14 protein-coding genes and 1 pseudogene are annotated in these 15,221 nt (G+C 59.7%); 13 read left to right on the top strand and 2 right to left on the bottom strand.

What is annotated here, in order from left to right:
* Positions 1 to 77 precede the first annotated feature (77 nt).
* The 10 genes and pseudogenes from FJ954_RS22595 (at position 78) to rfbD (ending at position 10,164) form a co-directional block, all read left to right on the top strand.
* Positions 78 to 908 (top strand): annotated as a pseudogene (locus FJ954_RS22595) (CpsB/CapC family capsule biosynthesis tyrosine phosphatase).
* Positions 909 to 940: 32 nt separating this feature from the next.
* Entirely contained in the window at positions 941 to 1,678 is a 738-nt protein-coding gene (locus FJ954_RS22590) for a polysaccharide biosynthesis/export family protein (protein WP_224526015.1), read from the top strand.
* Between the two features lie 44 nt (positions 1,679 to 1,722).
* Positions 1,723 to 4,101, top strand: a complete 2,379-nt coding sequence (locus FJ954_RS22585; RefSeq protein ID WP_140663239.1) for a polysaccharide biosynthesis tyrosine autokinase — start codon at positions 1,723 to 1,725, stop codon at positions 4,099 to 4,101.
* Positions 3,989 to 5,248, top strand: coding sequence for a hypothetical protein (locus FJ954_RS22580; RefSeq protein WP_246681125.1), 1,260 nt, complete (start codon positions 3,989 to 3,991; stop codon positions 5,246 to 5,248). The genes FJ954_RS22585 and FJ954_RS22580 overlap by 113 nt, the downstream gene beginning before the upstream one ends.
* On the top strand, positions 5,245 to 6,219 hold the full coding sequence (locus FJ954_RS22575; RefSeq protein ID WP_246681124.1) for an O-antigen ligase domain-containing protein: 975 nt from the start codon (positions 5,245 to 5,247) through the stop codon (positions 6,217 to 6,219). Before FJ954_RS22580 ends, FJ954_RS22575 begins: the two co-directional genes overlap by 4 nt.
* On the top strand, positions 6,216 to 6,584 hold the full coding sequence (locus tag FJ954_RS32110) for a hypothetical protein (RefSeq protein ID WP_246681123.1): 369 nt from the start codon (positions 6,216 to 6,218) through the stop codon (positions 6,582 to 6,584). Before FJ954_RS22575 ends, FJ954_RS32110 begins: the two co-directional genes overlap by 4 nt.
* A 151-nt stretch (positions 6,585 to 6,735) precedes the next feature.
* A complete protein-coding gene (rfbA, locus tag FJ954_RS22570; protein WP_140663238.1) occupies positions 6,736 to 7,617 on the top strand; it encodes a glucose-1-phosphate thymidylyltransferase RfbA in 882 nt (293 codons plus the stop codon).
* A complete protein-coding gene (gene rfbC / locus FJ954_RS22565; protein ID WP_140663237.1) occupies positions 7,618 to 8,172 on the top strand; it encodes a dTDP-4-dehydrorhamnose 3,5-epimerase in 555 nt (184 codons plus the stop codon).
* Positions 8,173 to 8,197: 25 nt separating this feature from the next.
* Positions 8,198 to 9,268: a dTDP-glucose 4,6-dehydratase gene (gene rfbB / locus FJ954_RS22560; protein ID WP_140663236.1), complete on the top strand. Its 1,071-nt coding sequence runs from the start codon at positions 8,198 to 8,200 to the stop codon at positions 9,266 to 9,268.
* Positions 9,265 to 10,164 carry a dTDP-4-dehydrorhamnose reductase gene (rfbD, locus tag FJ954_RS22555; protein WP_140663234.1) on the top strand — a complete coding sequence of 300 codons (900 nt, stop codon included), beginning with the start codon at positions 9,265 to 9,267 and terminating at the stop codon, positions 10,162 to 10,164. The genes rfbB and rfbD overlap by 4 nt, the downstream gene beginning before the upstream one ends.
* A 51-nt stretch (positions 10,165 to 10,215) precedes the next feature.
* Here the strand turns inward: rfbD and FJ954_RS22550 are convergent, their stop codons facing one another.
* Together FJ954_RS22550 and FJ954_RS22545 are read right to left on the bottom strand one after the other, a co-directional pair.
* The gene (locus FJ954_RS22550) at positions 10,216 to 11,334 is read right to left on the bottom strand and encodes a glycosyltransferase (RefSeq protein WP_140663233.1); all 1,119 of its coding nucleotides are present in this window, start codon (positions 11,332 to 11,334) and stop codon (positions 10,216 to 10,218) included.
* Complete coding sequence (locus FJ954_RS22545) at positions 11,331 to 12,455, bottom strand: glycosyltransferase family 1 protein (RefSeq protein WP_140663280.1); 1,125 nt, start codon at positions 12,453 to 12,455, stop codon at positions 11,331 to 11,333. Before FJ954_RS22545 ends, FJ954_RS22550 begins: the two co-directional genes overlap by 4 nt.
* Before the next feature lie 169 nt (positions 12,456 to 12,624).
* Here FJ954_RS22545 and FJ954_RS22540 point away from each other — a divergent pair, with 169 nt between their 5' ends.
* Genes FJ954_RS22540 through FJ954_RS22530 form a run of 3 tightly spaced genes read left to right on the top strand, consistent with a single transcriptional unit; the run spans position 12,625 to position 15,174 of the window.
* Positions 12,625 to 13,671, top strand: coding sequence for a glycosyltransferase family 2 protein (locus tag FJ954_RS22540; RefSeq protein WP_246681121.1), 1,047 nt, complete (start codon positions 12,625 to 12,627; stop codon positions 13,669 to 13,671).
* 4 nt (positions 13,672 to 13,675) lie between these two features.
* Positions 13,676 to 14,317, top strand: a complete 642-nt coding sequence (locus tag FJ954_RS22535; protein WP_140663232.1) for a class I SAM-dependent methyltransferase — start codon at positions 13,676 to 13,678, stop codon at positions 14,315 to 14,317.
* Positions 14,278 to 15,174, top strand: a complete 897-nt coding sequence (locus tag FJ954_RS22530; RefSeq protein WP_246681120.1) for a hypothetical protein — start codon at positions 14,278 to 14,280, stop codon at positions 15,172 to 15,174. Before FJ954_RS22535 ends, FJ954_RS22530 begins: the two co-directional genes overlap by 40 nt.
* Positions 15,175 to 15,221: the final 47 nt, after the last annotated feature.

The raw sequence follows: 15,221 nt of genomic DNA, 5'->3' as shown, positions 1-15,221 counted from the left end.
CTTGTGAAATGCGTCATTCGCCGCCATGCGGGTGATGCGTTTGTATTTTGTCGAGGCAGCGGCATCGCTTTGCCTCCATGCAGACAGAAACGCCAATGATTGACCTGCATTCCCATATTCTGCCTGGTCTCGACGATGGCTCTTCCAGTCTGGCTGAATCGCTCGAAATGGCGCGGCTGGCAGCGGCTGATGGGACAACGCATATGGTGTGCACCCCGCACGTCATGCCCGGCGTCTATGAGAACGGCACGACAAATATTGCCCAGGCAGTCGAGGCGCTGGTCAGGGAACTTGCTTGCGCCAGCATCCCGCTTGTCCTCTAGGTCGGCGCCGACGTTCATGTTTCGCCTGATCTTCCCGACCGGCTGAAGCTCGGCAAAGTGCCGACGTTGAACGGATCGCGCTATTTCCTCTTTGAGCCACCGCATCACATCTTGCCGCCGCGGCTCGAGGATCTCGCTTCCCGCCTCGTTGGCGCGGGCTATATTCCGATCCTGACCCATCCTGAACGGTTGACCTGGATCAAATCGAACTATGACGTAGTCGAGCGATTGAACGCATTGGGCTGCCTTATCCAGCTCACGGCGGATTCGGTCGTAGGAGCCTTTGGCCGGACCGCTCTCTACTACTCGGAAAAGCTGCTCGACGAAGGCAGGGTGGACATCATCGCATCCGATGCGCACGGCCCGTCGAGGCGTCGGCCGGGGCTTTCCCAGGCGGTGGTCGCCATCGCAAATCGGTGCGGCGAAGATGAAGCCTACAATATGGCGGTGAAACGCCCGGGCGCGATATTGCAGAATCAGCTGCTCGCGCCCATTGGAAAAGTGAGCACCAAGAAATTGTATGCCGGCAGCGCGAGCCGTTTCGGCGGATTGGGTCGGCTGTTCAAGAGCGGGTCTCTCGGATGAACATTTTCGATCTTGCCAGAAACAATGCAGGTATGCCGACGCTGGCCGCGTTGCTTGCACTCTCTGCTTGCGCGAGCTCTTCTTCGACATCATCGACGGCCTCCGTCGAAGCGTTGCAACCGACATCGTCTTCGACGGCCCTTGCCGGCGGTGGTGCGCTGCAGGTGGTGAAAGACCTGCCAGCGCCGCAAAACACGCAAAATGGCAGCGAGCAGCCGCTGTCAGCCAACGACGTGCTCGAAGTCAGCGTCTTCCAGGTCGATAATTTGAACAGGACCGTTCAGGTCGATGCCAGCGGCCAGATTTCCCTTCCGCTCATTGGCGCGATGACCGCGGCCGGCAAGACCGTTCGTCAGCTCGAGAAGGAAATCGAGACCGCGTACGGCGCAAAATATCTGCAATCGCCCGACGTGACGATTTTCGTGAAGGAATCGGTAGGCCAGCGCATTACGGTCGACGGCGAAGTCAACAGGGCAGGCATCTATCCGGTGTCCAGCAGCGCTTCCCTGCTGGATGCGATCGCACTCGCCGGAGGATTCAATGCTGTCGGCGACGCCGGCAAGGTCTTCGTCTATCGCAATTTTGGCCAGAGCAGGCTGGTCGCCAACTACAATGTCGAGGAAATTCGCGCAGGCAAGAATCGCAACCCGCGCATCTACGGCGGCGACGTGATCGTCGTTTTCGCTTCGAAGTCGAAAATCGCGATGAACAATCTCAAGGACGCGTTGGGTCTCGCCTCGAGCGCGGCCCGCATTGCGGTCATTCCATAAGACAGGCACGGCCGGCCACGGACAAACCAGGATGACTTTGCGCCATGCTCGATCGCAACAGGCAGCCCCAAATTGCCGGCCCCGGATATGGCCAAGCCCTGTCCGCGGATCTTTATTACGATGGGGCGCAGAATTATAGCCCGTATGGTCGTGACTATGCCGCCCAGGACGAGGGCTTCAATCCGCTCCGTTTGCTGTTCTATGTCATCCAGTATCGCTGGCTGATCGTCATGATGGCCGTCGCGGGCCTCGTCGCCGGTGTCATTGTGACGATGATGCAGACACCCAAATATCAAGCGACGACGCAGCTGGAGGTTCTGGTCCCTTCGGCAAAGGTCTTCCAGGACATTGAGGTGGTTTCCGAAAACAGTGACGTCCGGGCGTTTCTGACCGCCCGGGAGAAATTGAAGAGCAGGGCCTTGGCGCAGCGCGTGGTCTTTCAACTGGGCCTAGCCGAAAAGCCGGACTTCCTGTTTCCGACTCCGAGTTTTTCAATAGGCAACATCTTCTACCGCGCCTTCGGAATTTCCAAATCGCTCTCGATCCAGGAAAAGACGCCCGAAGAGCGGGAAGGCATGGCGATCAAGCGCGTCCTCGATGACCTCACGGTCAATCTGGTGACGAACACCAGCCTGCTGTCGATCACCTTCGTCGACCAGAAGCCGAAATATGCGAGCGATGTCGCCAATCAGGTCGCCCAGAGCTTCATCGATCAACGTCTCGACCAGACCAGCGAGACGTCGGATCTGGCAAGGCAGTTCATTCAGGAGCAGGTCCTGCAGGTCAAACAGAAGCTGCAGAAGTCCGAGGAGGAACTGGTCGCCTATGCCAAGGATGCCGGCATTACCGTCACCGGCGGCGACAAATCGCTGATCGGGTCAAACATCGAGGCCCTCAACACGGCACTCGCGACCGCAATCCAGGAGCGTCTCGATGCCGGGCGGATGGTGGATCAGGTGGACAAGGGGCGTGGCGCCAGTCTCGGTCCGGTTCTGGAGAGCGAAGGCCTGCAGAAGCTCAGTGAAAAGCTCGCGGACCTCACAAGCCAATACCAGCAGAAATTAGGCATCCTGAAACCTGGCTTTCCAGAAATGCAGCAGTTGCAGTCGCAGATCAAGGAACTGCAGCGGCTCTACAACAATGGCGTGCTGGCGATAACCGACTCGCTACGGTTGAAATTTCAGGAAGCGCAGAACAAGGAAGCCGACCTCAAGGCCAAGCTCACGGAGCTGGAAAAGCAGCAGATCGTCTTCAACGACAAGAACATCAAATACACCATCCTCAAGCGCGAGGTCGATTCCAACCGGTCGCAGTACGACGGCCTGATCGCCAAGCTGAACGAAGTCGGCGTGAGTTCTGAGCTCAAGACGCAAAGCGCTGCCGTTGTCGATGTCGCGACCCGGCCCTTGAGCCCTTATTCTCCTCGCCTCAGCATCAATCTTGCAATAGCCTTGGTGCTCTTCATGGCCTTGAGTGCGTCGATCATCTACATCGTCGAATTGCTCAACAACACCTTCACAAATCCGGAGCAGATCGAAAAAGAGCTCGGATTGGCCATGCTCGGCATCTTGCCGCTCGTCGACGACCGGGAACTCATAGCCAGCATAGCCGATCAGAAGTCGGGGCTTTCGGAGGCCTATCGTTCGTTGCGGACGTCGCTGCAATTCTCAGGAGCGGAAGGGGCGCCGCGTTCGCTGCTGGTGACCAGCTCCGAACCGTCGGAGGGTAAATCGACCACATCGTTCAAGCTTGGCCAGGATTTTGCCGCTCTCGGCGCAAAGGTTCTGCTTGTCGACGGTGATTTGCGCAAACCCAATCTGCATCGGCTGTTCGGCCTCGACAACGCGATCGGCTTAAGCAATCTCCTGACAAACACCGTTCGCAAGGAAGATCTGGCCGGTATCTTCAGAGCGACGAAATATCCCAATGTGACTGTTCTGACATCGGGGACGATACCGCCGAACCCGGCGGACCTGCTCTCTTCGCCCAAAATGGCGCTGATCATCACCAATCTCGGCAAGCGCTTCGATCTGGTCATCATCGATGCGCCGCCCGTCGTTGGCCTTTCGGATGCGCCGATCCTCGGCCGGCTTGCCGAAGGCACGCTGATGGTGATTTCCACCAACCAGGTAACCCGCAAATCCGCCAAAACGGCTCTGAAGCGTCTACGAGCAGCCGGAGCGAATGTCATCGGGGCAGCGATGTCGAAATTCCAGGTGAACAAGTTCGACTACAACTACGCCTACAAATACATGAATTCCCAGTATTACGAATACGGCACGAATATCCCGAAAATCGAGGGCAAAGTCGATGGTGGAGCAGGCCAGCCCGCGCATGCAAAGTCTCCTGCGTTCAGGCGTTTGGTTCGTCGCCTCCGTTCTGGTGTTGATGGCTTCGTCGACCGGGCTAAGTCGTCTTCTTGAGACGGGAACGCCAAGCGTCTCTCTCGCGCTGGATCCGTTGAACGTAGATGCTTTGATAGGCGAGATCGCCGGCGAACTGAACCAGACGAACGACGGTGCCGATCTCGATGGGTTGGCCGCAAAGGCCCGGAATGCGCTTCGCTTCAACGTCGCGGATGCACGCCTCTATAGCCTGATTGGTGAGATCAAGTATCGCCAGGGCGAGAAGGACCAGGCGTTCGAACTCTTTGATCGAGCTCGAATGCTGTCCAAGACCGAAATACACGCATTGCAGAGATCCATCGATCGCTCCGTCGCGACGGGCAACCTGGTAAGGGCTGTAGCCGAGATCGATATCTTGCTGCGTCGGTGGCCTGATCAATTTTCAACCGTGGCCGCCGGTTGGCCCGCCATTCTCGCCAATCCCGACGGGTACGGGGCCGTGCTCGCCGCCATCCGGGCGGAGGCGCCATGGCGGGGCAAGCTTTTTTCGACCCTTGGCCAGAACCCCCAGGGTTTGGCAGCCGCAAACCAACTGTTGCTCGATCTCGCGGGGTCCCCGACGTCTCCAACGTCCAACGAATTGTCGGCCGTGATCGATGGCTACATCAAGCAAAGGCAATATGACCCGGCCTATCGGCTGTTTCTCTTCAGCCTGTCCGACGAGGAACGGAAACTGGGCGGCTACATTTTCAACGGCGGCTTCGAACCGGTCCACAGCGGCAAACCATTCGACTGGGTGATACACGACCGGTCGGGTATGGAGATCACCTTCGCCGGATCGCGGGATGCAGGTGAAAGCGACAGCGGAGCGACGATTCGATTTCTGAACACGCCCGTCAAGAACGCGGCGCTTCAGCAATTTACCGAACTTCCTCCTGGCTCCTACAGGATTTCCCTGAACGCTTCGGCCACGAATCTCAAACTGCCGAAGGATTTGTTCTGGTCTCTCAGATGCGTCGCTCCCTCACGCGAGATAGCGCGCTTCAACATACCGGAAGGTACCTTCAACAGGCGAAGCCTGAGCCTGGACTTCACGGTTGGGCCGGCGGCGTGCCCCATGCAGTTGCTGAGTCTGGAAACGGCCGCGATCGCACAGAGTTGGCGGTTTCGGTATGTCGGGACGTTGGTCATGCACAAATTGAGCATCGAAAGAGTATCGTCGTGAGAGAACGGTCGCGACAGCCCACGCAGTGGGATAAATATCTGCTTGGCTCGGTGCTCTTTCTATCGATGCTGATTGGTGGCGGCACCGCGAGCGGTCTGTACACCGAGACGCTGATCGAGATTGCGGCGGTCATCTGCGCCGCGGCGATCCTCTCGAGGCCGTCGCAACAGGCAATTCCCCGCGCCGTGTTGTGGTTGCTTGCTCTTGTGGTTGCGGTGTTCTGTTTTCAGGTCGTGCCGCTGCCCGCGACCCTGCTCGAGGGGGTACGGCCCGCGGTGCTGCTTGCGGATCCATGGCTGGATGGCGAAAGCCGGTTGCGCTTCGTCAGCGTCGGAGTGGGGCGCACCATCGAGTGCATGCTCTATTTTGTCGCGGCCGCGGCGTTCTTCCTCGCCGTCCTGCGCCTGCGCGCCGAGCAGGTCCACGGTCTTCTGCCGTTCTTTTTCATGGGGGTGATCTGCAATGGCCTGGCGGCGGCGATCCAGTATTCGCTCTCCGATACCGTTGCCATCGAGGGACTGCTGCCGTTTACCATCAATGCGGGTCTCTTTGCCAACCAGAACCACTTCTCGGCCTTGCTCTTCGTCTCGATCCCCTTCGTGGTTTATTATGGCTTGTTCCGCGGCCACCTTCTTTCAGGAGCGCTCGGTCTGGTAACCCTCCTGCTGCTGCTTCTGGCCGCCGGTTCGCGGGCCGGCATTTTGATCGGGCTGGCGATCACCGCCATCTCCGTTGTCTTCCTGTCCGCGCGCTCGAGGGTTGGTGGTTATGGCATCCTCGCGGTTTTCATCGGTCTTTCGATCTACACGATCGGCGCGTGGGCAAAGATCGATGCCAAAGTGGTCGACCCGGCCTTTGGACGAGCCGAATTCGCACGGACCACGATTGAGGGAATTGAACAGAATTGGACCACCGGTGTCGGATTTGGTGCTTTCAGAAGGTTTACCAGATCCATGAGAAAGGCAGCATGATCTTCAAGTCTTATGTCAATCATGCGCACAACGATTATCTGGAATTGGCGTTGGAGGGCGGTTTGCCGGCTATCCTGCTGATGGTTGCCTATGCGGTGCTGCTGTCCGCATCGTCCGCCAGAATTCGCGGGGAACCGTTGCAGAAGGCGGCTTTTCTGTCGCTAGCTTTTCTGCTCGTTCATTCCCTCGTCGATTATCCCTTGCGAACCGCCGCCCTTGCGATGACGTTTGCCTGTTTGAACGGTATTGTCTTTCACCGCGGTTTTGCCGATCGGCTCAACCAGAGGGATGAATTGGGCAAGGCCAGCCGCCGCGACGAGGACAATCTGCTTGTCCCGGCCAGGGCATCGGCCTTGCCAAGGTAGGACCAGGTGGGTTCGGCCGAAGCGGGAGGCGCCAGCCGATTGCCCGTGCGTGGCCAATGCGTTTGTTGTGTGCCGCATTGACAAGCCAATGCATGAAACCTAAGCACAGGCACTCAGGGCCGGGGGGCTTTGGCATGTCGAGGAGAGCTTCTTGAAAGGAATTATCCTTGCTGGAGGCAGTGGAACGCGTCTCTATCCACTAACATTAGCAGTCTCTAAGCAAATTCTTCCCATCTACGACAAGCCGATGATCTATTATCCGCTGAGCGTTCTGATGCTCGCGGGAATAAGAGAGATCCTGGTCATTTCGACGCCGCGTGATCTGCCGGCTTTCCGTGGCTTGCTCGGCGACGGGTCGGATTTTGGGCTGGCGCTGTCCTACGCCGAGCAGCCGCAGCCCAATGGCCTCGCCGAAGCCTTCATCATCGGCCGCGATTTCATCGGCAAGGACGGCGTGTCGATGATCCTGGGCGACAACATCTATTTTGGTGACGGGCTGTCGCAGCTTTGCCGCGCCGCTGCATCGCGCCAAACAGGCGCTTCGGTGTTCGCCTACCATGTCGAGGATCCCGAGCGCTATGGCGTGGTGTCCTTCGACAAGGCGACCGGGACCGCGCTGACGATCGAGGAAAAGCCACAAAGCCCGAAGTCCAACTGGGCCGTCACGGGTCTCTATTTCTACGACAATGACGTCGTCGACATCGCCCCGACCATCCGCCCTTCGGCGCGGGGCGAGATCGAGATCACGGCGGTCAACAATGTCTATCTCGAGCGCGGACAGCTCCATGTTCACCGGCTGGGACGCGGCTATGCCTGGCTCGACACCGGCACGCATGACAGCCTGCATGAAGCCTCTTCCTTCGTGCGCACGATCGAACACCGCCAGGGCATCAAGGTCGCCTGTCCGGAGGAAATCGCCTTCGAACAAGGCTGGCTGAGCGCTGACGAGGTGTTGCAGCGTGCAGCTCGCCTGGGAAAGAACGAATACGCCGCCTATCTGCGCCGGCGTGTCGCCGATCTGTCGGAGGGCTAGATGCTGGAGGTGAGATCCCTTGGCATCGACGGGGTGCTGGAAATCGTTCCCAAACGCCATGGCGACGCGCGCGGTTTCTTCATGGAAACCTACAATGCCGAGCTCTTTTCGCAGGCCGGGATCGACCTGGTTTTCGTGCAGGACAACCACTCCTATTCCGCCGCCGCGGGCGTGCTGCGCGGGCTCCATTACCAGCTAGCGCCGCGTGCCCAGGACAAGCTGCTGCGGGTGATCCGCGGCAGCATTCTCGATGTCGCCGTCGACATCCGCCGCGCCTCGAAGACCTTCGGAAAATGGGTCCCCCTCGAAGTGTCGGCGCAAAAAGGCAACCAGATCCTGGTGCCCAGGGGCTTCGCGCACGGCTTCGTCACGCTCGTGCCCGACACCGAGGTGCTGTACAAGGTGACCGACACCTATTCGCCCGAGCACGACCGGTCGATCCGTTTCGACGATCCTGCCATCGATATCGAGTGGCCGTCGCTGGCCGGCGGCTTCCAGCTTTCGGACAAGGACCTCAAGGCGCCGCTGCTCGCCGTCGCCGAGGTATTCGCCTGATGGGTGTTTGCGTGAGGACTGCGGTATGAATTTTCTGGTGACGGGCGGTGCCGGCTTCATCGGCTCGGCGGTGTGCCGGCATTTGTGCGCCAACCCGGCCTACCGGGTGACCAATCTCGACAAGCTGACCTATGCGGGCAATCTGGCCTCGCTGCGGCCGATCGAGAACGCCCATAATTACAGCTTCGCCCAGGCCGACATCTGTGACGAGAGGGCGGTGCTCGACCTTCTGCGCCGGCACGACATCGACATCGTCATGAACCTGGCCGCCGAGAGCCATGTCGACCGCTCGATCGACGGACCGGGCGCCTTCATCGAGACCAACATCGTCGGCACCTACAAGATCCTCAACGCCGCGCTGGAATACTGGCGTGGCCTGTCCGACGACAGGAAAAGCCGCTTCCGCTTCCATCACGTCTCCACCGACGAGGTGTTCGGCGACCTGCCTTTCGACAGCGGCATGTTCGTCGAGGAGACGCCCTACGCGCCGTCCTCGCCCTATTCCGCCTCGAAGGCGGCCTCGGACCATCTGGTGCGCGCCTGGCACGAGACCTACGGCCTGCCGGCCGTGCTTTCCAACTGTTCGAACAATTACGGCCCCTATCATTTTCCCGAGAAGCTGATCCCGCTCGTCATCCTCAACGCGCTCGACGAAAAGCCGCTGCCGGTCTATGGCGCCGGCGCCAATGTGCGCGACTGGCTGTTCGTCGAGGATCACGCGCGCGCCCTGGAACTCGTCGCCACGAAAGGGCAGCCGGGCGAGAGCTACAATGTCGGCGGCAATTCGGAACGCACCAACCTTGCCGTCGTCGAGACGATCTGCGACCTGCTCGACACCAGGCGTCCGCGCGCCGGCGGCAGGCGCTATCGCGAGCTGATCTCCTTCGTCACCGACCGTCCCGGCCACGACCGCCGCTACGCCATCGACGCCACCAAGATAAGCCGCGAGCTCGGCTGGACGCCCAGGGAGAATTTCGACAGCGGCCTTGCCAGGACCGTGGACTGGTTCCTCGACAACGAATGGTGGTGGGGGCCGATCCGCGAACAGCGCTATGCCGGCGAAAGACTGGGCGAAGCCCGCAAGGTGGGCGCGTGAGGCTGCTTGTCACCGGACGCGACGGCCAGGTCGCTGCGAGCCTGCTCGCGGCCGGCCAGGCGCGCGCCGGCGTGGAGCTCGTCGCCATCGGCCGCCCGGCGCTTGACCTGGCACGGCCTGACGCCATCATCGACGTCATCGCGGGTGCGAAGCCCGATATCGTCGTGTCGGCCGCCGCCTACACCGCCGTCGACCAGGCCGAGGACGAGCCCGATCTGGCCTTTGCGGTCAACGCGACCGGTGCCGGCAAGGTGGCGGAGGCCGCGGCGCGGCTGGGCGTGCCGGTCATCCATCTTTCGACCGACTATGTCTTCGACGGAACCAAGGCCGATGCCTATATCGAAACCGACCCGACGGCGCCGCTCGGTGTCTACGGCGCGTCCAAGCTCGCCGGCGAGCAGGCGGTGGCATCAGCCAATCCGCGCCACCTGATCCTGCGCACCGCCTGGGTCTACAGTCCGTTCGGCAAGAATTTCGTGAAAACCATGCTGCGGCTGGCCGCCGACCGCGATGAGATTTCGGTGGTATCAGATCAATGGGGAAATCCCACATCCGCACTTGATATCGCCGACGCGATCCTGCATGCGGCCACCATGCTGCATGGCGACAAGGACTTCGCCGGGTTCGGCATCTGTCATCTGGCCGGCAGTGGCGAGACCAACTGGAGCGGCTTCGCCGGTCATATCCTCGACACAAGCCTGAAGTTTGGTGGTCCCTGGGCGCGGGTACGGGATATCACGACGATGGACTACCCAACCAAGGCGCGCCGCCCTGTCAACTCGCGGCTATCGAGCGCGAAATTTGGCGCGGCATTCGGATGGACGGCGCCGGACTGGCAGAAGTCGGCCCGAGAAGTGGTCCATCGTCTCGTAAGCGGGGGCTCCAACGGTCCCTAACTGCATGACCAAGCAGCGGCCGGTGGAGGGTTGTCGCGGCGCAAAGCCGCTTCAGCGGCGGCCACTATCGAGCTGGCGGTAGAGATCGGCATAAGCCTTTCCCATCCTGTCGGCTGTAAAGAGCCTGATGTAGCGATCACGGGCAGCTTGCCCCCAATTCGCTGCTTCGACGGGCGAATCGACGATCTGGTTGATGGCTTCGGCCAGGCGTGCTGGATTTGAAGGCGGAACGACTAGCCCCGTCTCGCCGGCTTTGTTCACATAACTTGTTCCCGTTCCAATTTCGCACGAAATCATCGGTTTGCCGCACATGGCAGCCTCCACCAGTGAAAGCCCGTAGGCTTCCGACCTCTGGTTAGACGGAAAAACGAAGCCGAGGCAGTTGCGCAGGAGCGCCATCTTATGCTGCTCCATGACCTCGCCAAGAAACATCACATTGTTGCGGCGCAACGTCTTGGCCTGAAGCTTGAGGCTCTCCTCGATAGGCCCCGACCCGGCAATAACGATCTTGCACCTGATCCTGTCGGCTGCCTCAATCAGCACGTCCAGCCCCTTGTAATAGCGCAAGACGCCGACGAATAGCACGAAAGGCTCCGCCACAGCCGCTTGGCACCAGCTGTTGTCGGCTTTGGTCGGCGTGGGATAAGCCATTTCATCTATGCCGATGGGAATGATCGTTGATTTGCCCTCCAAGGCTCTGAGAACGGGGCTCGATTTCAAATAGTCCGGAGACGTCGCAACGATAGCGTCCACATCCCTGAGGAAGCGCAGCATCAGCGGTCGATAAAGAGGTAGGATGAGTTTCTGTTTGACGATATCGGAATGGTAGGTGACGATCGTCGGTTTGCCGTGACGGGCGTGGAAATGCACGATGTCCATGAACGGCCATGGAAAATGGTAATGTATCAGGTCGGCATTTTTGGCGAGCGCTCTGAATTCCCAAAAGACCTCGCGTGAAAAACCGGTCGATGCCAGCTCGAAATCCAGTTTGGCCTTGCGGGCCATATGCCCACCGAAAGCCTGTGTGTTCTCTCCAGGGCTTCGGCTCAACGAAAGCACTTCGGTTTCGATGCCGTGGCGCGCCGTGCTTTGCGCGATGGCATGGATCGTCCGCTCCACGCCGCCAAACGTATCCGGCCAGTAAGTCTTGAAGAAGTGCAGGACTTTCAAACGCGGGTCTTCCGTCTTTGCTCGATGGCCTGCTCAAAAATTTGCAGCATGCCCTTGGCGTGGTTCTCCCAGGTGAAGCGCCCGGCATTTTTCTTCGCATCCGCAGCGATCCCGTTCCGGAATTCCACATCGGTACAGAGGCGGTGGAATGCAGCGGCGATTGCCGCAGGATCTTCCGGGTCGACGAGCACGGCATTGCTTCCCGCCACTTCAGGCATTGACGAGGTGTTCGACGTCAGCACCGGTTTGCCGAAAGACTGTGCCTCGACGATCGGAAAGCCAAACCCCTCGTAAAGCGATGGCATCGCCAGAAAGAGGCAATTCGCATAGAGCGTGGCGAGCGTCGCGTCATCGACGAAGCCGGTAAACTTGATATTCGTCTCAAGCGCGCTGTCGCGCACGTCGCCGGCCAGGCTCGTCTGCTTCCAGCCCGTGCCGCCGACGATAACCAGGTCGCAGCGCGACCGGGCGCTCTGCGGCAGGAGGCCATAGGCCTTAACCAGGTTGCCGAGGTTCTTTCGCGGCTCGAGCGTGCCGACGAAAAGCGCGTAGGGCTTGGTGATGCCGAGGGGCGCCAAACTCGAAAAATCGCTCGGAGCCGGCAACGCGGTCGTGCCGGGTGCGACCGTCTTGATCGGCGATTTCAGCCAGGGAAACTCGGCGGTCAAGGCGGCGGCCGTTGCTGTCGAATCCGCGACCACGACATCAGCGGTTTTCAGCGCGGGCTTCATCATCAAGCGGTCGCCCAGCCAGGTCCGGGTCCGCATGGTCTGTGCGGCGTACAGCCAGACGAGGTCATGAATCGTGACCACCCTTCCGATGCGCCTGTCCAGGATGAAGGGCAGGCGATGGGACGGCCCCCACAAGACATCCACCCGATCGCGCAAGGCCCAGGAGGGCAGGACTGCCTGTCCCCAGAACACCCTCGCGTAGGGACCATTGAAGTTGGCGACCTGGACGGAAACGCCAGGCGGAATATCATAACTCGCATTGATCTTGCTCGGCGCATAGACAAACACATCGGCGCCGAGCGCCACCAGCGCTTTGACCGAATTGTGCACGAACCTGCCAATTCCATCGGTGGCTGATCCGAGATTCCTGCCGTCGATCCCTATTTTCAATCGTCTCTCCGGAAGCGAATTAGGCAAAGAATGCCGGACATTTTTGCGGCGATAGCAGGACAACGCTGCGAGGGAGGATCATGCGGCAGATCATTATGAAGCAACGCTAATATACATTTCGCAGGTTCCGTGGTTCGAAATGGGAATACGGTTTCCCGAGGAAAATCATTTGCGCCTCCGCCCGATGGTGGTAGACGCACGGAGTGTCAGGATCCAATTCGAGAGTACGCCGCTGCCAAAGCTGATTATCCAGATTCCTTGCTATAACGAAGCCGAGACGCTTGCGACAGCGCTGAGTGATCTGCCGCGGACCGTCACCGGGTTTGACAGCGTCGAATGGCTGGTCATCGATGACGGCAGCAGCGACGAGACGGTGAGGGTCGCCGAGGAAAACGGCGTAAACCACATTGTGCGTCATACCAGCAACCGCGGTCTCGCCTATGCCTTCATGACCGGCATCGAAGCTTGCCTCGCGCGCGGCGCCGACGTGATTGTCAACACCGATGCGGACAACCAGTATCGCGCCGCCGACATTCCGGCGATCACCAGGCCGGTGCTGGAGGGGCGTGCGGATATGGTCGTGGGCGCGCGGCCGATATCGGAGATAGAGCACTTCTCCCCGGTGAAGAAGCTTCTGCAGAAGTTGGGCAGCTGGGTCGTGCGGGTGACCAGCGGCACTGATGTGCGGGATGCCCCGAGCGGCTTTCGCGCGATCTCGAAAAACGCGGCCCAGCGCCTGATCGTGTTCAACAACTATACCTATACGCTGGAAACCATCATCCAGGCCGGGCGCAAGAACATGCGCGTGGTCTCGGTTCCGATCCGAGTCAATGGTGATTTGCGGCCGTCAAGGTTGGTGAAGAGCATTCCTTCCTATCTGAAGCGCTCCATCTTCACGATCATACGTATCTTCGTCATTTACCAGCCGGCTCGGTTTTTCGGCTGGATCGCGGCTATCCTCTTCAGCCTTGGTTTTTTCCTCGGCCTGCGCTTCCTTTATTTCTATTTGACCGAAGGGGTTAGCGGCCATATTCAGTCGGTGGTCCTGGCGGGCGTGCTGATGACGATGGGTTTCCAGTCCCTTCTCGTCGCCTTTCTGGCCGACGTGATCGCCGCCAACCGCAAGCTTCTCGAAGACATTCGTTATACGCAGCGTTCCGCGCAGGGAGAGAATGGCAACTACGCAGAAGCCCGCTTCAGCAGGAAAGCAGGATAGGAAGATGAAGGTAGCTGGCGGGCAGGCGGAAGACGGTATCGTCATAGGCAACACCTATGACAAATATGGCACGCGCAACCCGATCGCCCGCCGGATGGTGCAAGGTTTCGAAGCGGCATTGTCCAGCTTGGTGACTAAGGTGACGCCCGCTACTATTCACGAAGTCGGATGCGGAGAAGGCTATTGGGTCATGCGCTGGCTGGAGCAGGGTATCGACGCGCGAGGCACCGATTTCTCTGCCCAAGTCATCGGAATGGCAAAGGAGAACGCGCGCGGAAAGGATGTTGACCACCGGCGTTTCGCTGTCCGCAGTATTTATGAGGTGGCCCCTGAACCAGACAGCGCCGATCTCATCGTATGTTGCGAAGTAATGGAGCATCTCGAGGAGCCGCGGAAGGCATTGCAAGCGCTGGAGCGTATCGTCAGGTCGGACCTGATCCTCAGCGTACCCCGGGAGCCGATCTGGCGTGTCCTGAACTTGGCGCGCGGGAAATACATCTCGGCCTTGGGCAACACGCCCGGCCATCTGCAGCACTGGTCGCAGCGCGGCATCGTCGCGCTGGCTTCAGAGTTTTTCGATGTGGTCGAGGTTCTGTCTCCGCTGCCATGGACCATGATGCACTGCAAGCCGAAGAAAAGGCATTGATCGTGGCGCTTGGCCCTCGTGCCAAGACCTGGCTCAATCGCATTGGAGCCTTCCTGGGGTTGGCCGGTGTTGTTTTCGTAGGGATCAGACTCCAGGGGTACACCGGCGAGATCGATTTTCGCCGCATGGGAGCAGCCAGCTACACCGCCATTATAGCCTTGGCCGGCGTCTATGGAGTGTCGAACCTGCTGCTTGCTCTCGGCTGGCGACATCTTCTGCACCACCTTGGTGCTCCCGTCTCGCGGCCTTGGGCGATTCGCACCTATGCCATTTCGCAACTCGCCAAATATGTTCCCGGCAATATCTTTCAATTTGCAGGACGGCAGGCGATCGGCGTGGCGGCCGGCATCGGCAACGGACCGCTCGTCAAGTCGACCGCCTATGAAGTGGCGGCCCTCATTGTCGGCGGACTTCTCTTTTCGCCGCTTGTGTTGCCGCTTGTTCTGGCCGGCTTGCCGAGTTGGTTCGGCTGGATTTCGTTCGTCGCGGCAGTAGCTATCGCGTTTTCGCTGATTGGCCATCTCGGCGGCGCCGTTTTTTGCAGGGCCGCTATCTGCTATTTTGGGTTTCTCGGGCTTTCGGGCCTGATCTTCGTCGCAGTCTTCGACCTTGTAGGTGGAGCTCGCGAACTCGCACTCTACCCGGCAATCGCTGGAGCATATATTTTGGCCTGGCTTTTGGGGCTTCTAACTCCGGGTGCGCCGGCCGGGCTCGGCGTCAGGGAGGCGGTACTGCTCTTTCTGCTTGGAGGGCTCAGCTCGAGCCCGGTCATTCTGCTGGCGGTGGTGATCGGGCGAGCGATCACTGTCCTGGGCGACGTTCTCTTTTTCGCCGGCGGGCACTCAATTACCGCGTAGCCTTGCGCGCCAGTACAGGATTTCGCCGTTTAAGCCTTCCTAAAACG

Origin of the sequence: Mesorhizobium sp. B2-3-15 (genome assembly GCF_006442875.1) — a bacterium.
Lineage (GTDB): Bacteria > Pseudomonadota > Alphaproteobacteria > Rhizobiales > Rhizobiaceae > Mesorhizobium > Mesorhizobium australicum.
Note: the sequence above shows the minus strand (reverse complement) of the source record. Positions and strands in the feature narration are given on the sequence as shown.

Coding starts and splice junctions, on each gene's coding strand:
- FJ954_RS22590 (WP_224526015.1), top strand. CDS start 941: ATGCCGACGCTGGCCGCGTTGCTTGCACTCTCTGCTTGCGCGAGCTCT.
- FJ954_RS22585 (WP_140663239.1), top strand. CDS start 1,723: ATGCTCGATCGCAACAGGCAGCCCCAAATTGCCGGCCCCGGATATGGC.
- FJ954_RS22580 (WP_246681125.1), top strand. CDS start 3,989: ATGGTGGAGCAGGCCAGCCCGCGCATGCAAAGTCTCCTGCGTTCAGGC.
- FJ954_RS32110 (WP_246681123.1), top strand. CDS start 6,216: ATGATCTTCAAGTCTTATGTCAATCATGCGCACAACGATTATCTGGAA.
- rfbC (WP_140663237.1), top strand. CDS start 7,618: ATGCTGGAGGTGAGATCCCTTGGCATCGACGGGGTGCTGGAAATCGTT.
- rfbB (WP_140663236.1), top strand. CDS start 8,198: ATGAATTTTCTGGTGACGGGCGGTGCCGGCTTCATCGGCTCGGCGGTG.
- FJ954_RS22535 (WP_140663232.1), top strand. CDS start 13,676: ATGAAGGTAGCTGGCGGGCAGGCGGAAGACGGTATCGTCATAGGCAAC.
- FJ954_RS22530 (WP_246681120.1), top strand. CDS start 14,278: ATGGACCATGATGCACTGCAAGCCGAAGAAAAGGCATTGATCGTGGCG.